The following is a 16666-nucleotide window of genomic DNA, read 5'->3' on the forward strand; positions in this document are numbered from 1 at the left end:
CTTCGTCGCTGCATAGAGCGACTTGTTAACCTGGTGGTCAGTACTTCGTCATACGTAACTCGACCAGACATACAGAACCAGGGAACAACAGAACATGAGAATTGCGATCATCGGTGCGGGCCCGAGCGGCATGGCACAGCTTCGGGCGTTCGAGTCGGCAGCTGAGCAGGGGCGGGAGATCCCTGAGATCGTCTGCTTCGAGAAGCAGGCTGATTGGGGCGGCCAGTGGAACTACACGTGGATGACGGGCCTCGACGAGCACGGCGAGCCCGTCCACTCGAGCATGTATCGCAATCTCTGGTCGAACGGGCCGAAGGAGGCCCTCGAGTTCGCTGACTACAGCTTCGATGAGCACTTCGGTCGACCAATCTCGTCGTATCCCCCGCGCCCCGCGCTGTGGGATTACATCTCGGGCCGCGTCGAGCGGGCGGGCGTCCGCAAGCACGTGCGCTTCAGCACGGTGGTGCGCTGGGTGGACTTCGATGAGGCGACGCAGCAGTTCACGCTGGTGAGCGAGGACCTGGAGTCGAAAAAGACGAGCCGTGAGGTGTTCGACCGCGTCATCGTCGGATCCGGGCACTTCTCGTTCCCGAAGATGCCGTCGTTCGAGGGCCTCGAGACGTTCCCAGGCCAGGTGAGCCACGCCCATGAGTTCCGTGGTGCGGAGAACCTGCTTGGCAAGGACGTGCTCGTGATCGGGTCGAGCTATTCGGCGGAGGACATCGGCAGCCAGGCGCACAAGATGGGTGCGCGCTCGGTGACGGCCAGTTACCGCACGGCGCCGATGGGGTACGACTGGCCGCTCGGCTTCGAGGAGCGCCCGCTGGTGACGAAGTTCGACGGTTCGACGGCCTACTTCGCTGATGGCACCGAGAAGGAGTTCGACGCGGTTGTGCTGTGCACGGGGTATCTGCACAAGTACCCGTTCTTGCCGAACGAGCTGGCGCTCGACTCCCCCAACAACGTGTATCCGGAGGGCCTCTACAAGGGGGTCGTGTGGGAGCAGAACCCGCACCTGTTCTACCTTGGCGCGCAGGACCAGTGGTTCACGTTCAACATGTTCGACGCGCAGGCGTGGTTCGTGCGTGACGTCATCCTGGGCGATGTCGTGCTGCCTGGGGTGGATGCGCGGCAGGCCGACATCGCCGCGTGGCTGGAGCGTTTCCACGCGATCGGTGGGGCTGCGGATGAGATCCGCTTCCAGGCGGACTACGTGCGCGATCTGATCGAGGCGACCGACTACCCGATGTTCGATCTGGATGAGGTCGTGGAGATCTTCCTCGAGTGGAAGCACGACAAGGCCGAGGACATCATGGGGTACCGCGATCGCGCGTACCGTTCGGTGATGACGGGCACGATCGCATCCACGCACCACACGAAGTGGGTGGATGAGCTCGATGACAGCCTCGCTCGGTACCTTGCGCCGCTGCCGCCTGCTGGTGCTGCTTCTGGCTCTGCCGCTGGCGCGACGGCGGATCCGGCGGAGGATGCTGCTGGCGCGCCTGCCCTCTAGCCTGGCTTTAGGCTGTCGGGATGAAGCTCAGCCGACATGACGCCGCGATCCGTCTCGACATTCCGCTCGAGATGGCGAAGCGGAACGGCCTGCCCCCGTATATCGCCGAGGAGGCGTTGGCGGAGCTGGATGCGAATCCGCCTGCGTGGCTCGCTCAGTCGCGTGCGAACCGCACGGGCAAGCGTCCTGTGTGGGCGACGCTGACGTGCGAGGTGTGCGGGACGGTCGAGAAGGTGCGGCCAAAGAAGTGGTGGCCGGAGTTCACGTATGTGTCGTGCGACAACCACGATCTCGACGAGCTGCCGGACCCTGCCCCTGGAACGACGCGCGAGTTCTCGTACGGCATCGGCACTCGGTTCACGGGCGTCGTCGACGCGTAGGCATATCTGAATATTCAGATAGGAGTTCGTCCTGGCGGCACGCGCGCGGCTCACTGCACCCGCCGACTTCGGCTTGGCCGTGCAGCAGGCGCGCCTCGAGGCCGGTCTCAGCCAGGCTGAGCTCGCCGAGCGCCTGCACTTGTCGCAGAGTGCGGTGAGCGAGATCGAGAGCGGGAAGACGACGATCTATCTGCGGCGCCTGTTCGACCTGATGCACGAGTTGGATATCGAGTTGTCTGCGAGCTGGGAGCAGCGGGCTGACGAGTCGACGGGGCCGCGCTGATGCGCTTGGCGGTGGAGCTCTACGGCGTCGAGGTGGGGCTGCTCGAGGGTGACGATTCTCGATCCTTCGACTTTGTGGCCGTGACGTGGCGGGTGCGGTGCAGCTCTGGGATGTCGATGATCCAACGGAGCCGCGGACGCCCGGCACGGGAGCCGTCGACGACAGTCAGATTCGGCCGCTTCTTGAGAACCCGCTGTCTGCTTCGCTCGGGAATCTCGCTGACGTGGGCAAGTCGTTGTTGGCGGGCGTGCAGCCAAAGATCGTGCTTGCGGCGACGGAGTCCGCGACGGGTGGGACGCTCTGGAGCCAGGCATTTGGTGGCATCCCGTCGACGCACATCCTGAAGCCGAGGGTGTCGTCGAACCCGATGGTGATCTTCGACGAGGAGTATGGTGCGCGGCTGGCGCGGCGGCTTGGTCTGGCGTCCTTCTCGACGACTGTCGCCGAGTTCGATGGCCTGCCGGCACTTGTTGTCGAGAGCTTCGACCGGATCGATGCTAACCGGGTCCACCAGGAGGATTTCAGCCAGGTGCTCGGGGCGTGGGGCAGTCAGAAGTACCAGGAGCTGGGTGGCGTCACGAGCTTAAAGCGTGTCGCTCAGGCGTTGCGTGGTCAGTCGCGTTCGACAGATCTGATCTTGCTGGCGCAGATGCTCGTGCTCGGTATCGCCGTCGGCAACCTGGACATGCACACCAAGAACCTCGGGCTATTGCACCCGGTTGACGGTCGCACGCGATTGGCGCCCGCGTACGACGTGGTGCCGCAAGCGCATCAGGCTGGGGTGGATGGTCGACTCGCGTTGGCCGTGAATGGTCGCTACGAGCATCACCAGATCGAGCGTTCCGATGTCGTCTCGGAGGTCACGTCGTGGGGGCTGCGCGGCGCAGAGCGGCTTGTCAACAAGACTCTCGATGAGGTTCTCGCCGCGGTCGCAACCGAGCAACCGCTCGTGGGCTCGCGCCCGAACCTGGCCGCGCAGATCCGGACTTTTGCGGAGCGATTGCGGACGGGCGAAGCAGCCGGGCGCCCAGTGCTGGCGGAGTAGCGCCTAACGTTCGCGTCCTTACGACTCGCTGTTCGCCGGCCGCCATCCGCCGTCGACGGAGAGCAGGTGCAGCTCCCGGCCGATGGAGGCATACTGCGTGAACTTGGTCGCCGACATGTCGTTCCAGATGGACCCGATGATGCGGTCTTCCGCCGTGTAGTTTGCGATGAGTTCCATGAAAAACTGGTCGTGCTGGATGAAATCGTCGTGGAAGTCGGAGGCGAGCCAGAACCGTTCGGTGTCTGCGGTCAGGCCGGGGGCCAGGCCGCAGGGTACGCCGGTGAACCAGTCGCGCTCGGGTAGGTACTCGGCCCACTGGTAGAACGGTGCGCCGGCCGCCAGGTCGGGACCGCGGCCTGCAGCCGGGTTCTTAGAGACGACCGCTTGCAGGTACTCGGTCACCCAGGCGGGCCGTTCTCTGCCGAGTTGGGTCTGGATGGTCATTGAGATCGCGTAGCTCACGCGACCACCCTACTGAGCGGGGTTCCGGCTGGTTCTTCGCTCATCTTGGGATCAGGCGCCGTGGCCTCGATACCCGCCGGAGAACGGCTGGAGGGGCGGGGACCCTTCTCTCGAAACCGTTGAACGGTGTTCACTGCAAACGGTGCAATGGTTTCGAGAGGCCCCATCGCATCGTTTCAAGCTCGCGTACTAGGCCGGCCGAGCGCAGAGCTACAGTTCGAGATTCCCATCGTCTACGCGGAGACCTTCGAGTAGCTCCAGGGTGTCAGCGTGAATGAAATCGACTGGACCGTAGTTGTGATCGCCCTGTTCATGTGAGTTGTCGTCCGAGAGTTCGTCGTCCCCGGCCTGCCCTGGCAGCATAAGACCGAAAAGGGCTTCTGAATCGATGACCGACTCGGATGGCAATTCCCGACCCTCCGCCTCAGCTAGCCGCACGGCGCTCAGATGGGTTAGCCGTACTGCTTGAATGACAATGGCGCGACGTAGACCAACCGAAACGTCACCACGTTCCCTAGCCACGTCCGCCAGACGACTCACTGCCTCAGCTCTGCGCGCGATGCGTACGTCTGCGTTTCGGAGTGCCGTCAATTGGTCCCCGTCGTACAGCTTGACACTGAAGGGAACATCCAGATCAGGTTCAGGTCCGAGAAGCGGGGGAATCTTCTCGTTTAGAACTGCGTGAAACTTACTCCCTCGAACCGCACTGGCATAAGCTGCGTGCTCGTAATTGTTCAGCAGCACCTTTAACTGTTCCTGACGAGCTTTCTTCGCTTGTTTATTCTCCTCCGGCGGCGCCTCCGACCACGCTCGCTGAAGTTCCCATAGCGGCCAAACTCGGACCTCTGCGACCTCTACCGGGTCAAGAATTCTCATGGCGACGGCATCTGTCCGCTGGTTGGTCAGGTGCCGATTCACTCTAGTCCCGAGAGCTTCCCTGGTCTGGCCAACGTAAATTGGTTCCCCAAAGAAATCGAAGAAAGCATAAACACCCCACTTGCACGCGCCGAGATTCTTATCCCAGCCGGCTAGTTTTTGCCTGAAGAACTCCGATAGCTTGCTCCGCATCATCACCACGTCAGCGGGCAAGGTGGACTTATCTAGCGGCGGAAGCTCTCCGCGAAGTGTGCTCGTGCTTCGGCTCGACATAAGTTTGGTCCTTTTGTTTGGCTGCCACCCCGGTCACGAGTGGCAACAGGTACTCCTCCGCGAGCCACCCTACGGCTGGAACTGCCACCGCATCGCCGAACGCAAACTGGACTTCGGAATCGCGGAAGCCATCAATGCGATACTCACCCGCACCCATCAACCGAGCGTACTCGACACCGGTCATCCAACGCACTTGCATACGCCCGTGCCCGAGTCTGACGACCGCCTGCTTACTCGAACCTCCGCGAGCAGTTCGAAGACAGCCCGCGATGTCGTCCGGGCGGACTTCCCAGACCGGGACACCGTTTCGCGTCCGCCTATACGCAGTTCGATAAGAGGTTCGCGGGGACGACCGTAGACGCTCTACTCTCTCGCGTTGAATAGGCGAGAGACTCGCATCAAATGCCGCCGTGCGCTGATCGTCCCACCAACGCGTGTCATCGAGCGGAATTTGCTCGGTGATGTTGCCAAAACCTTGCGTGAGAGGAACCGGCGGTGCAGAAATCGGCATCTGATGTGTCAGCAAGGTGGGATCCCCAAAGACGCGCTGCAGATTATCCAATCGAACACCGGCGTCGTCGCCTACAGCGTGAGGAACATTCGGGCCTCGGTGTCCCACAACGAAAAGCCGGGGCCGCGACTGAGGAACCCAGCGCCGCGCGTCGAGCGCGAGTACGTCACAGGAATACTCGAGTTCGTTGAACTCCCGTACGACGGCCGCGAGATCCTCTCCTTCATGCGATGACGCAAGTCCGACAACGTTTTCGAGCACAATTGTCTGCGGCCGACGCTCCCCCATCTCGCGCAAAGCCTTTGTAAACCCGAAGAAGGCGTTAGATTCTCGCCCCGCGAGCCCCGTACGCTGGCCGGCTAGCGAGAGGTCGGTGCAAGGCGAGGATGCCCATGCGAGCTCGGCGTCCGGAAGCGTTGCACCGTCCACGTCGAACACGTTGCCGACCTCGTAGTGGCCGCCATCGCCGAACTGCGCCCGGTAGAGAGCTGCCTTCTGCGACGAGTAGTCGTTAGCCCAGACTGTCTTGAAACCTGCCTGCTGCAAACCCATGCGCGCCAGACCCACACCTGCGAAAAACTCCAGGACTCGAGGCATCGTTGGGGTGGGGAAGGGCAAGATTTCAGACATGGCTTCGTTCGCTAGTTCTACGGGTGAGGCAGTGATCTATCCTCGCACGAACCACCTCCAGCATCCGGTCGTGTCGAAGGACGACCATCGTGGTCAGCGCTTCGCCGCATTGGCCCTAGGCCTCGCATTGCTCGGTCAGACGTGAGCTGGCACAGGCCTGCCAACCGAGAGTGTCCGTAGCGCAGTAGGCGCGTGTTCCTCGGGCCTGAGTCTCATGACAGAGCCGTCACCTCAGGTGATCTGCAGCAGCGCTACCGTCTCAACGCTCCGCTGCGTCAAGCGACGTCGCGGGTCGGAACGCGATCAGACCCCTCCGGTTGCTCAGAGCTCCCTCCGAGAGCTTCGTCTACAGCTCCTGTCCGAAAACTCTTATTTCAAGGTTAGATCATGCGCACTAGCCTGAGAACATGGCCGCCAACCCGCCCTGGACAGACGAAGAACTACTGCTAGCCCTTGCCATCGCTGATGCCCGTGGATGGCGCGGCGGAAACCGATCAACGCCTGAGTTTCTCGCACTTTCGGTGTTACTCCGCAGGGCGAACTTCCCTGGTGCGACGGAGATCGATGAACGGTTTCGCTCAGTCAACTCAGTGAGCATGAAGATCGCCAACCTCGTGGGCGCAAACCCGGGTGCTCCTGGCGGTATGCGGAAGAGTAAGAAGGAAGTCGTCCTGGTCGAGACGTTCATGGCGAACCGTGAAAACATGCTCGCCGAGGCTGCGGCTTTGCGGGACAGTCTCACGATTGAGCTGCCAGCCGCCAACGTGTCCTCGATTGACGTCGCGGACGAAGAGCTCGCGCTGGTCGCAGCTGAGGGTGACAGTCGCTACGTGCTCGCGCTCAGAAGAGAACGAAGCCGTCCGCTACGCGAGGCGAAAATTCGGACGCTGCACCGTGCGTCGCGGCCCGTAGCCTGCGAAGTCTGTCGATTCGATTTTCTGGCCATGTACGGCGAGCTAGGACGCGACTACGTCGAAGTCCATCACCGAACACCCTTGCACGTCAGCGGAGAAACCAGTAGCAACCTGGACGACCTCGCGGTTCTGTGCGCCAATTGCCACCGTATGATTCACCGCCGCGGCTGGATAGCAGTCGACCAACTCTCCTCCATACTGCGAGAACAGGAAGCACGGCTGGCGATGCCTGACATCCTCGACCACGACGCAACCGTCATTGTCGAATCTGTGGGTGGTTCGGTGTTGCCCTCACATCGTCCATGAAATCATCGTGCTTGGGTTCCGCACGTCCCAAACTTGACAGCATCCTGATGGTCCGGGCTTTCAGTTGATGAAGAGAATTTACTGTTTCGGAAAGAATGGCAACTAAACTCCCATTCCTTCGTGGGTTTCACACCCGACGTAGGCGCGTCCGGGGGGGCGTCCACGTCCGCTGCCCAACGGTATCGAGCCAAGAGCAGCACGATTGTAGAGACCAACGTCGCGACAAGAACGGGCAGATCTGAGACCCCCCGTGCCCGCACCAAGCCCGCTCACACGCCTCAACCGGATTTTCCTTGGCAGCCCCACTGCGGTGCTTGTCGCCGCGTCTATGCAATTCTCGCTACCGCCGAACAAAATGCGCACGGCATTGGCTCCCAGCTCAGCGCCGGACCTGCCGCCGCCTCCGCAGTCCTGAACTCTCCTCACCCACCCCGAGGTCGTCCAGTGCCTTCACATTCACGTTCATTCTCCCACCGTTGCGCGATCGATGGTATTCAGGGACGCGGTGACCGATGATTCCCCTGCACCCGGGTATTTCACGACATGAACCCGAGTCACATAAGCTCGCTCGGTCCTCCTCGCTCTCCCCCATTCTTGGAGCCCCTCCTCATGCTTCCCCCTCGCGCCGCGCAGTCGCGCCTGCCCCGCCATACTCTGACCGCTGCGGCGGCAGCCCTCTCGATCATCGCGTTCGGGGTGCTCAGCGGTTGCTCGTCCGCAGCCGAGCCTTCCGCAGAAGCAGCCCCAACAGTCACGGTCACGACGACGGCCACTCTGCCCGTCGAAACGGTGACGGTCACGATCACAGAGACACCAGAGGTCGTGGTACCCGCCGAAGAAGTCAGCGCTCCTGAACCAGCGCCCGTTACGGCAGAACCGGAACCGGAACCAGCACCAGTGCCGCTCGCCGCGGTGCCCGTCGAACAGCCCTCGAACGTCTACTACAAAAACTGCACCGCAGCACGGGACGCAGGCGCAGCACCCGTGTACGCAGGAGAGCCTGGTTACGGCCCGCACCTCGACCGTGACGGTGACGGCATCGGCTGCGAGTAGCCGCCCCTTTGCAGGCCGGTAGAAGGCTGGGCCTTAGCTCCCGTGCACGCACCCCGCCGGCAGCGAGTTCCCGCTGATCGAGAAGTCGTCGCAGGTGAGGAAGTGCGCCTGGTTGAGGCCGAGCACGTAGGCGATGACGACGATGCCGCCGACCACGGCGACGATCAGCCAGCGGCGGCGCCTCGTGGTGCTGGACGCGAAGTCCGGCCACACGATGCGCAGCAGCACCCACAGCGTGAACGGCACGCAGATGAGCACCACGAGCAGCGCCGCGAAGTCGACGAGCGCGGTAGCGACGTCGTCCGAATCTGCGTCGACGAGGAAGTTCAGGACCAGCCACGCCGTCGGCACCAGCAGCACGGCCGCACGACCGATTCGGCCCCAGACAGGTCGCCGCTCGAGCAGCACGAACACGAACGCCGCCGTCGACGCCGCCCAGAAGCCGAGGATGTCGTCGAAGAACACCTCACCCCACGCACCAAACGTGAACGCCGGCCACCAGGCCACCGCCGCCATACCTACCATGACGACCCCGAGCGGCACGTCGCGCTGCCCATCGGCCTGACGAATTGCAATGTTCTCTGGGCTGCTCACACTCGAAGGTAACCTCAGGTCAGCGTCCCGGGAAGCCAACGCATCGACCCGTCGAACAAGACAAGACTTAAACACGGGGCGTTCATACCGCGCGACCCCCCTCCCTCCCGCGGTCACAGCCCTGGCATTTCGAACTTCGCTCCGCGGGCGTGGGAAGGAGCACACCAGCTTGACGTGCCATCGGAGTTATTCTCGCGCTCAATTATTTCTCCGAAAGTTATCGGCAGATCACCCGGATAAATAGCACGAGAAGGCATTTCGAAATCGAGTCGTTATCAAATTTGTTCAGCGGGCCGTCACTACGACCCGAGCATTGACTCATGACCCAGTACTCCCCACCACCTGGCCCGCCGCAGTACCAGGTGCAGCAACCGCAGAACTACTACCAGCCCCCAGCACCCGTTGCTCGAGGACTGGCAATCGCCGCACTCATTGTGGGGATCGTTGCCTTCTTCACGAGCCTGATTCCGATCTTCGGAATCATTGTTGCTCTCGCAGCAATTGCCCTCGGTATCACAGCCCTCATTCGACGACAGCCGAAGGGCTTCGCTGTCACAGGGCTGGCTCTAGGTGCCGTCGCGCTGGTTACTGCCATCATCGCGGCGCTTGTTGTTGGTGTGTTCACCACCGCAGTTGTGGAAACCGCCGAAGAGGCAACAGCCGTGACGGCCGCGCCTGTCCCCGACACCAATGGATCCAACACGGAACAGCAGGATGCAGACGCAGCTGACCAGGGAACTCGCGACAACCCCTACCCGCTCGGAACCACAATCTCTTCAGCAGACTGGGATGTAGTCATCAACAGTGTTCAGCTTGGCGCCGATGACGCGATCGCGCAGGCTAACACCTTCAACCAGGCTGCGACGCCGGGCAACCAGTACATCGTCGTGAACGCAACTCTTACCTACAAGGGTGCCGACTCCGCCTTTGCGAATCAAGTCTCGTTCTCCTACGTGGACGCGGGAGGCAACGTGTCCAATAGCTACGACACAGTGATCGTCCCGCCGGAGCCGACTCTGACGATGGAAGAGCTCTATGCGGGTGCCAGCACAACCGGAAACGAGGCACTACAGATCCCGATCGATGCGACGGGTGTTCTTCGCGTGGAAGCCGGATACTTCGTGGACCCAGTCTTCGTCGCGCTTTCGTAACCGATCCTCGAGAAGCGGCCCGCGTCCTGGCTTGGATGCGGGCCGCTGCCGGTAGATCCACCAGGCTTGGAAACATGCGGCCCGACTAACTTGCATGCACGTAGGACTCGCAACGCACATCCGCCCGCCGCCACCCAGCCAGGCGCCCCGTAACCGCGTGTAGCTTTCTCTCACCCCGTGTGAGAAGTTGAGTCGACCAGCGCCGCAGCTTCGCCGGAATCCCCCGTCACGCTTCGCCTGAAGGAGCACCCGATGTCGTTCCCCGCACGCGCATGAGCGCCATCCTCGAGTTGCCCATCATCAACTCTCCGGCGATGTGGATCATCTACCTCGTCGCCATCGCCTTCACGGTCACGCTGCTCATCCGCAAGAACAGCAAGAGCAAGCACGGCAAGACCAAGAGGTGGCTGCCGCGCGCACTCATCGGCGTCGTCGCCGGCGCCATCGTCGGGTTCCTCATCTACCTCGGCGGCAACGCCCTCGACCTGTTCGGCGTCGAGCTTCCAGGCCCCGTCGGCACGTGGGCCGCCGCCACCTTCGCCGGCATCGGCCTCGCCATCGCGTCCTTCCCCCACTCGAAGCCCTGGCGCAAGATCGTCGCGGCCATCTCGATCCTCGCCCACCTCGTCGCCGGCGCAACCGGCATCAACGCGCTCTACGGCCTCAACCCAACCCTCGGCTCCGTGTTCGGCATCGTCGAAGAAGACCAGATCACGCTCCCCGACTTCAACGCCGACAACCGGCAAGCCCCGACGCAGCCCCTCGCTTCGACCTGGCAGGCCCCCGCAGACATGCCCTCGGTCGGCGAACGCGGCTCCGTCCCCATCCCCGGCACCACTTCGGGCTTCGTCGCCCGGGACGCGGGCATCTACCTGCCCCCGGCGGCCCTCGTCGAGAACGCACCCGCCCTCCCCGTCGTCATCATGATGATGGGCTACGTCGGCAACCCCGACCCCACGATCATCAGCGACGTCCTCGACCAGTTCGCCGCCGACCACAACGGCCTCGCACCCATCGTCGTCGTCGCCGACCAGCTCGGCGGCCAAGGCGACGTCGACCCTGCCTGCGCCGACTCCGCCAAGTACGGCAACGCCGAAACCTACGTCACGACCGACGTCGTCAACTGGGTCAACGCGAACCTCAACGTCATCCAGGACCCCAAGTACTGGACCGTCGCCGGCTACTCCAACGGCGGCGGATGCGCAGCGAAGTACGGCGCGAAGGACCCGGGCACGTTCAAGAACATCATCAGCGTCTCCGGCGAGCAGTACCCGGGCTCCGAAACCCCCGACGCCGTCCAAGCGGACATCTACGGCGGAGACGCCGCAGCCTTCGAAGCGTCGAAGCCCGTCAACATCTTCCAGGCCGCCCCAGCAGGCACCTACGCGGGCATGACCGCGACCTTCACGGCCGGCAGCGAAGACCCCGACTTCGTGTCCATGGCCACCACCGTCTCCAACGCCACGCAAGCCCTCGGCATCGCAACCACCCTCTTCATCGTGCAAGGCGCCGACCACGGCGGCGACGCCGTCAGCGGCGGTCTCACCGAAGGCTTCAACGTGCTCTACCCGGTGCTCGGACTGTCGACCGGCACCTGAGCGAGCATCTGCAAAGCTCGGCGGGCTACGCGCGAGGCAAGCCCTCGGGCGCACTGGAGGCCGCGACCCAACGCGCTCGGCGTCGCACGAGCATCCACGCGATGCCGAGGATCACGAACCACACCGGGGTCAGCAGCAGCGGGCCGCGAGTGTCCTCGAACAGGCCGAGCACCACGAGCATGAACGCGAAGAACCCCAGCACCACCCACGTCAGGGGAACGCCGAAGCATAACCGGTAGGCGGATGCGGCGTGCAGCTCGGGCCGCCGGCGCCGGTACACGAGGTACGACGCGAGGATCATCGACCACACGAAGATGAACAGGATCGACGACACGGCCGTCACCAGCTGGAAGGCGTCATCGAAGATCAAGCCGAGCGAGCCACCCAGCAGCACGACCCCGCACGACAGCAGCAGGGCGTTGCCCGGGACCGCGGTGCGAGTGAGCTTCCCGAAGACGGATGGCGCCTGCCTCGTCGTCGCGAGGCCATACGCCATGCGGCTCGACGAGAAGAAGCCGCTGTTCGCGGCGGAAACCGCCGAGGTCATGACCACGGCGTTGATGAGGGCCGCCGCCCCACCCAACCCGATGAGCAGGAAGAGCGCCACGAACGGACTCTCGCTCGGGTCGATCTCACTCCACGGCGTGACGCACATGATGACGCCGAGCGCGAGCACGTAGAAGAACAGGATGCGCAGCGGAACCTGGTTGATGGCTCTCGGCAGGTTCTTCTCAGGGTCCTTCGCCTCGGCGGCGGTCGTGCCGACGAGCTCGATGCCGGCGAACGCGAAGATCGCGATCTGGAAGCCGCCGAGGAACCCGACGAAGCCGTTCGGGAAGAAGCCGCCGTCGTCCCAGAGATGCGCGACACTCGCGGTGTCACCGTTCGGAGCCTTGAACGACGTGACGATGAGGAAGAGGCCGACCACGATGAGCCCGAGAATCGTCACGACCTTGATGAGCGCAAACCAGAACTCGGCCTCGCCGAATGCCTGCACCGCGATCAGATTCAAGGCGAGGACAAACGCGACCGCGACGACCATCGGCACCCAACCAGGAAGGTCGGGCCACCAGAACCTCGCATACGTCTGCACACCGACCATATCCGCGGTCGCGATCGAGATGAGGCAGAGCCAATAGGTCCAGCCGATGAAGAACCGCGCCCATTCCCCGAGATAGTCGGCCGCGAAATCCTGGAACGTGCGATAACCGAGATCGGAGAGCAGCAGCTCCCCCATCGCTCGCATCATCACGAAGAGCATCGCTCCGACAACCACGTACACGAGCAGGATCGACGGACCCGCCTTATGGATGCCGATGCCGGACCCCAGGAACAGCCCGGTGCCGATCGCACCGCCGATCGCGATCAGCTGGATGTGCCGATTGCTGAGGCCGCGCTCGAGCCCCACTCCCGGCGGGGCGTCACCCGCGTCAACACCCCTCGCCGAAGACGAGGTGGAGCGGCGTGCGGCTGTCATCGAGGCGACAACCGCGGATGGGGGAAACAGCACACGGTGCTCATGGCCAGAGCTTAGAACTCGTCCGAAGAAAAAGCACCGATAAAGAATTGGTGGAGGACTCTGGAATCGCACCAGACAAGGCGTCTCAAGAACGCGTCCCCCAAGGGTTCCGAGTGTAGGCGTCGGTTCAGCGGAACGTCAAGGATTCGATGATCGATTCCCGTGTCGTCCGCTATCTCGGTGGTAATGCCGACGCGAGACAGCGGACGAACGGGGCTCAGCTCAGGCGAGCGCCGGTGTCGAGCTCTTGGCGCTGCGCCAGTCGATGGACTTCGCGAGCAGGCCGGTGACGGCGATGAGCACCGCAACCGCGAGGGCGACGACCCCGACAAGCGTCGACTCGGGTGCATCCGAGAGCCGCCCGAAGCCGACCCAGGCGACACCCCAGATGATGGCGGCCGAGACGGCGAGGTTCTTCCAACGCCAGATGTAGAACGTTGCGAGGCCGAGGACGGCGACAAGTGCGGCGGTCGTGGAGATCTCGCCGAGCGTGCTCTCGGCTTCGACACCTGTCGAGACGATGGCGGCGCCAAGGTTCGCGAGCGTGGCGACCGACACCCAGCCCAGGTAGAGGCCGAACGTGGTGTCGACGGCGAGGCGCTCACCCCAGTTCTCGGCGGGATGCGCGGCGATACGGCTCACGAGCACGATGCAGACGGCGAGCAGCGCGACGATGACGCCGACGCTCACCCAGATGAGGCCGAACTGGGTTACCAGCAGCCACCCCGCGTTGAGGAGCATGGAGAGGGCGGCCCACCAGCCGGTGGCTCGCGCCTTGGCGGAGTGCGCCTGCTTCGGCAGCCACTGCCACACGACGTAGGCGAACAGGCCGAGGTAGATGACCGACCAGATCGAGAACGCGGTACCGGCGGGAGCGATGAGTGTGGCGTCGGCGGCGAGGTTGCCGCTCGACGACTGGTTGACTTCGGTGCCGCCGAACAGGCCCACCCCGAAGAGGGTCCCGACGACGCAGAGGATTCCAGAGACGGTCACGAACAGACGACGAAGCAGATCGGAGGACATGCAAAGAAGCTAAACGATCTAACTGAATGAGCCGTGGGTGGTGACGAGCCCGTGCCCGCACAGACGAGTGGCCCGGCCCCCCTTGAACGAGGGACCGGGCCACCGAAGCCTGATGCAGTTCGACCTACAACTCGACCTTGCCGTTGTCACCCTCGAGCGGCTCGCCAGACACCTTCGACTTGATGAAGCTAAAGGCCGTCGCGATGCGCCCACCCGGGCTGTCCCAGTACTCGCCGCCGCTGGCCGTGAACTTCAGCACGCCCACGTTCGGGTCCTCTGGTCCGTTCGGGAACCACGCCTCAGCCGCGGGGTTCCACAGCTCGCGCAGCTTCTCCGGCGCATCCACGAGCCCGGCAGTGCCCGACAGCGAGACCCACGAGTCGTTCGAGCTCAGCGACACCCCGGCGCGCGAGTCCGCGCCCAGGTTGCGCACTGTCGTCGAATCCTTCTGGATCAAGAACCACAGGTCGCCGTCGAACTCCGCCTCCTGGATCGTGAGCGGATGCGCAACCAGCGAACCCGAGCCCTCGATCGTCGTGAGCATGGCGAAGCGGAAGTCCTTGACGAGCTTCGCGATCTTCGCGACCTCATCGGACTGCGTCGCGTTCGAGTGCGTGCCGTGGCCGTCATGCGTGGTGTGGTCAGTCATGTAATGCTCCTCGGGGTCGAATCCTGCACGCTGAGGCGCCCGCTCGGGGCGCTCCCGTTACCGGGACTCCGCGAACGTACGCACGGGGCATCCGAAACTCCCTCGTGTCGCCCGGGTGCCCGCCGTGCACTCCCGGCGCGCCACCTGGGAGGACCGCGCAGGCCGAGTGATACGGCTCGAGCTAGCGCCGGGCCCCGTAGCCGACCAGATCCCGCAGCCACCCCACACCGCGCACGCTGGCACCGACCGCCGCAGCACGTTCGCCCAGCTCCCGGTCGCTCGTCGCGACCGTCACGGACTCCCCCATCGCCAGGCGACGACGAGCCTCGTCGACGATCGCGTCGTCTCCGGAACCCTCAGCGCGAACAACGCTGACCCCAACGTTCGTCGCCGATGCACTCGCTCCTGGGCAACGAGCATCCCGCGCGGCGCCCTCGACGACGACAGCGAACTCCGGGAACCACCGATCCCCGGTGAGTCCGAGGTCCGCCGCTGGGACGCCCACGCCGGTGGCACTTCGGGAGGTCTGAGAGGGAGCGCCCGAGGTCGACCCGGAGGCCGCGGTCGGGACGCTGGATACTGCGGCTCGCGCTCCGGCGAGCGCGAAGGCGTGCACCTTCGCGAGCAGACGCTCGGCAGCTCCCGCGCGGTCCCGCCACCAGCCGTCCGGCACCGAGCCGACGACGTTCGCCGCATCGACGATGACCACCGGCCGCACCGCGAGCGCGGACCGAAGCTCGGGCCAGGCGGCAGCGAACCCGTGATGGAGGGGCAGGTCGTCGACCTCGTCGATGGGGACCCACCGCAGCTCGAGGCTCTCCGCGTCGGCGATCACGGGCTCGAAGGGGTGGACGACGCGGGCGACGAGCGTCGTGTATCGCCAGAAGCCGAGCTCCAGCACGCTGGTGAAGAGCGGAGTCATGGCCTCGGCAGGCACTCCGGCCTCCTCGGCGGCCTCGCGCAGCGCCCCGACGGTCGGCAGCTCACCCTCGTGGAGGGCGCCGCCCGGAATGCCCCAGGTGCCGCCGTGGTGGCTCCACTCGGCACGGTGCTGCAGGAGGATCCCGCGTTGCGGGTCCACGGCTACCAGACCTGCCGCGCCGAACCTGCCCCAGTAGCGCTGACCGGTGTCGGAGTACACCCACGCGTCACCCGGATCGCGTGGGCCGTGCAGGCGTCGCGAGACCTGTTTGCTGGCGGGGGAAGTCGTCACCAAGTCAGCTTCACACGGCGCGGCCACCCTGCCAAGGCCCGCGGGTGCTCGGCGTCACAGACCTCGGCGCCCGTCCACCGTCTCGAGGCCGCCCCCACCTGCCTCCGCCCGAGCTCGCCACGCAGGTGCTCCGCTCGACTTCGCAGGCACCTGGGCTGTGGATGCGGGCCCGTGCACAGCGGGCGAGAAAGGCGGCCGCGTCCCGAGTCGCCGAGCGCAGACTCGTGCCATGACAGCGATCCCAGCCCCGATGACCGACCCCATCACCACCGACGAGGACGTCCTGCGTCATGTGACCGCTCTTGTCGGACAGGCCTACCGGCGCCAGCTCTGGCTCATGTTCCTCGACGCCGACGATCACGCGCTCCCCGTGCTCATGCCGATCGAGGCCTACCCGCAACGCCCGACCCACCCGCAGCTCGAGAGGATCGCCAGCGTCATCTCCCTCATGATCGACGAGCTGCAGGCCGCGAGCGTCATGCTCACGTGGGAGAGACCCGGTCCCGGCGATTCGACTTCAGATGAGCGGCTCTGGGCTGCCGCGCTCGGCATCGTCTGCGAGGTGCGAGAAGTGTCCGTTCGGGCGCAGCTCCTCGCGTCCAGGGAGGGCGTGCGCCTGTTCGAGAAGGCCGAGTACTTCGCCGTCGCCGCGTGAGCTGCACCGTGCAGGCAG

Annotated in this window: 17 protein-coding genes; 9 read left to right on the top strand and 8 right to left on the bottom strand. The window is 64.3% G+C overall.

Annotated features, from left to right (window positions below):
• Positions 1-94: 94 nt before the first annotated feature.
• The 4 genes from HDC34_RS11055 to HDC34_RS11070 all read left to right on the top strand — a co-directional run bounded on the left by HDC34_RS11055 (position 95) and on the right by HDC34_RS11070 (position 3221).
• Positions 95-1513: an FAD-dependent oxidoreductase gene (locus HDC34_RS11055; protein WP_179556876.1), complete on the top strand. Its 1419-nt coding sequence runs from the start codon at positions 95-97 to the stop codon at positions 1511-1513.
• A gap of 20 nt (positions 1514-1533) precedes the next feature.
• A complete protein-coding gene (locus HDC34_RS11060) occupies positions 1534-1893 on the top strand; it encodes a hypothetical protein (protein ID WP_179556877.1) in 360 nt (119 codons plus the stop codon).
• 31 nt (positions 1894-1924) lie between these two features.
• Entirely contained in the window at positions 1925-2176 is a 252-nt protein-coding gene (locus HDC34_RS11065) for a helix-turn-helix transcriptional regulator (RefSeq protein ID WP_179557160.1), read from the top strand.
• Positions 2177-2273: 97 nt separating this feature from the next.
• Positions 2274-3221: a HipA domain-containing protein gene (locus tag HDC34_RS11070; RefSeq protein ID WP_308807310.1), complete on the top strand. Its 948-nt coding sequence runs from the start codon at positions 2274-2276 to the stop codon at positions 3219-3221.
• 18 nt (positions 3222-3239) lie between these two features.
• Here the strand turns inward: HDC34_RS11070 and HDC34_RS11075 are convergent, their stop codons facing one another.
• The 3 genes from HDC34_RS11075 to HDC34_RS11085 all read right to left on the bottom strand — a co-directional run bounded on the left by HDC34_RS11075 (position 3240) and on the right by HDC34_RS11085 (position 5973).
• Positions 3240-3665 (bottom strand): hypothetical protein, encoded by a 426-nt coding sequence (locus tag HDC34_RS11075; protein WP_179556878.1) that lies wholly within the window; start codon positions 3663-3665, stop codon positions 3240-3242.
• A gap of 228 nt (positions 3666-3893) precedes the next feature.
• On the bottom strand, positions 3894-4772 hold the full coding sequence (locus HDC34_RS11080; RefSeq protein ID WP_179556879.1) for a GIY-YIG nuclease family protein: 879 nt from the start codon (positions 4770-4772) through the stop codon (positions 3894-3896).
• A 7-nt stretch (positions 4773-4779) separates the two neighbouring features.
• Complete coding sequence (locus HDC34_RS11085) at positions 4780-5973, bottom strand: DNA cytosine methyltransferase (protein ID WP_179556880.1); 1194 nt, start codon at positions 5971-5973, stop codon at positions 4780-4782.
• Between the two features lie 407 nt (positions 5974-6380).
• Between HDC34_RS11085 and HDC34_RS11090 the strand changes: the two genes are divergently transcribed.
• Together HDC34_RS11090 and HDC34_RS11095 are read left to right on the top strand one after the other, a co-directional pair.
• Entirely contained in the window at positions 6381-7193 is an 813-nt protein-coding gene (locus HDC34_RS11090; RefSeq protein WP_179556881.1) for an HNH endonuclease, read from the top strand.
• 609 nt (positions 7194-7802) lie between these two features.
• Positions 7803-8246 carry an excalibur calcium-binding domain-containing protein gene (locus tag HDC34_RS11095; protein WP_179556882.1) on the top strand — a complete coding sequence of 148 codons (444 nt, stop codon included), beginning with the start codon at positions 7803-7805 and terminating at the stop codon, positions 8244-8246.
• Positions 8247-8279: 33 nt separating this feature from the next.
• On the opposite strand, the gene HDC34_RS11100 is transcribed toward HDC34_RS11095, so the two are convergent.
• Positions 8280-8840: a hypothetical protein gene (locus HDC34_RS11100; RefSeq protein WP_308807311.1), complete on the bottom strand. Its 561-nt coding sequence runs from the start codon at positions 8838-8840 to the stop codon at positions 8280-8282.
• Between the two features lie 320 nt (positions 8841-9160).
• On the opposite strand from HDC34_RS11100, the gene HDC34_RS11105 reads away from it, so the two are divergent.
• Positions 9161-9991, top strand: coding sequence for a DUF4190 domain-containing protein (locus HDC34_RS11105; protein ID WP_179556883.1), 831 nt, complete (start codon positions 9161-9163; stop codon positions 9989-9991).
• 272 nt (positions 9992-10263) lie between these two features.
• The gene (locus HDC34_RS11110; RefSeq protein WP_179556884.1) at positions 10264-11589 is read left to right on the top strand and encodes an esterase family protein; all 1326 of its coding nucleotides are present in this window, start codon (positions 10264-10266) and stop codon (positions 11587-11589) included.
• 25 nt (positions 11590-11614) lie between these two features.
• On the opposite strand, the gene HDC34_RS11115 is transcribed toward HDC34_RS11110, so the two are convergent.
• The 4 genes from HDC34_RS11115 to HDC34_RS11130 form a co-directional block, all read right to left on the bottom strand.
• Positions 11615-13066, bottom strand: a complete 1452-nt coding sequence (locus tag HDC34_RS11115) for an amino acid permease (RefSeq protein ID WP_179556885.1) — start codon at positions 13064-13066, stop codon at positions 11615-11617.
• Between the two features lie 264 nt (positions 13067-13330).
• Positions 13331-14131 carry a tryptophan-rich sensory protein gene (locus HDC34_RS11120; protein ID WP_179556886.1) on the bottom strand — a complete coding sequence of 267 codons (801 nt, stop codon included), beginning with the start codon at positions 14129-14131 and terminating at the stop codon, positions 13331-13333.
• A 124-nt stretch (positions 14132-14255) separates the two neighbouring features.
• Positions 14256-14780 carry a pyridoxamine 5'-phosphate oxidase family protein gene (locus HDC34_RS11125; RefSeq protein ID WP_179556887.1) on the bottom strand — a complete coding sequence of 175 codons (525 nt, stop codon included), beginning with the start codon at positions 14778-14780 and terminating at the stop codon, positions 14256-14258.
• A gap of 181 nt (positions 14781-14961) precedes the next feature.
• Entirely contained in the window at positions 14962-15993 is a 1032-nt protein-coding gene (locus HDC34_RS11130) for an NUDIX domain-containing protein (protein ID WP_308807312.1), read from the bottom strand.
• A 229-nt stretch (positions 15994-16222) separates the two neighbouring features.
• Here HDC34_RS11130 and HDC34_RS11135 point away from each other — a divergent pair, with 229 nt between their 5' ends.
• On the top strand, positions 16223-16648 hold the full coding sequence (locus tag HDC34_RS11135; RefSeq protein WP_179556888.1) for a hypothetical protein: 426 nt from the start codon (positions 16223-16225) through the stop codon (positions 16646-16648).
• Positions 16649-16666: the final 18 nt, after the last annotated feature.

This window comes from Pseudoclavibacter sp. JAI123, assembly GCF_013409665.1.
In the GTDB taxonomy this organism is placed as follows: domain Bacteria; phylum Actinomycetota; class Actinomycetes; order Actinomycetales; family Microbacteriaceae; genus Pseudoclavibacter.

What these genes read in the sequence shown, in the direction of transcription:
- HDC34_RS11055 (WP_179556876.1), top strand. Translation starts at nt 95, where the DNA reads ATGAGAATTGCGATCATCGGTGCGGGCCCGAGCGGCATGGCACAGCTT.
- HDC34_RS11060 (WP_179556877.1), top strand. Translation starts at nt 1,534, where the DNA reads ATGAAGCTCAGCCGACATGACGCCGCGATCCGTCTCGACATTCCGCTC.
- HDC34_RS11075 (WP_179556878.1), bottom strand. Translation starts at nt 3,665, where the DNA reads ATGACCATCCAGACCCAACTCGGCAGAGAACGGCCCGCCTGGGTGACC.
- HDC34_RS11085 (WP_179556880.1), bottom strand. Translation starts at nt 5,973, where the DNA reads ATGTCTGAAATCTTGCCCTTCCCCACCCCAACGATGCCTCGAGTCCTG.
- HDC34_RS11090 (WP_179556881.1), top strand. Translation starts at nt 6,381, where the DNA reads ATGGCCGCCAACCCGCCCTGGACAGACGAAGAACTACTGCTAGCCCTT.
- HDC34_RS11095 (WP_179556882.1), top strand. Translation starts at nt 7,803, where the DNA reads ATGCTTCCCCCTCGCGCCGCGCAGTCGCGCCTGCCCCGCCATACTCTG.
- HDC34_RS11105 (WP_179556883.1), top strand. Translation starts at nt 9,161, where the DNA reads ATGACCCAGTACTCCCCACCACCTGGCCCGCCGCAGTACCAGGTGCAG.
- HDC34_RS11110 (WP_179556884.1), top strand. Translation starts at nt 10,264, where the DNA reads ATGAGCGCCATCCTCGAGTTGCCCATCATCAACTCTCCGGCGATGTGG.
- HDC34_RS11115 (WP_179556885.1), bottom strand. Translation starts at nt 13,066, where the DNA reads ATGACAGCCGCACGCCGCTCCACCTCGTCTTCGGCGAGGGGTGTTGAC.
- HDC34_RS11120 (WP_179556886.1), bottom strand. Translation starts at nt 14,131, where the DNA reads ATGTCCTCCGATCTGCTTCGTCGTCTGTTCGTGACCGTCTCTGGAATC.
- HDC34_RS11125 (WP_179556887.1), bottom strand. Translation starts at nt 14,780, where the DNA reads ATGACTGACCACACCACGCATGACGGCCACGGCACGCACTCGAACGCG.
- HDC34_RS11135 (WP_179556888.1), top strand. Translation starts at nt 16,223, where the DNA reads ATGACAGCGATCCCAGCCCCGATGACCGACCCCATCACCACCGACGAG.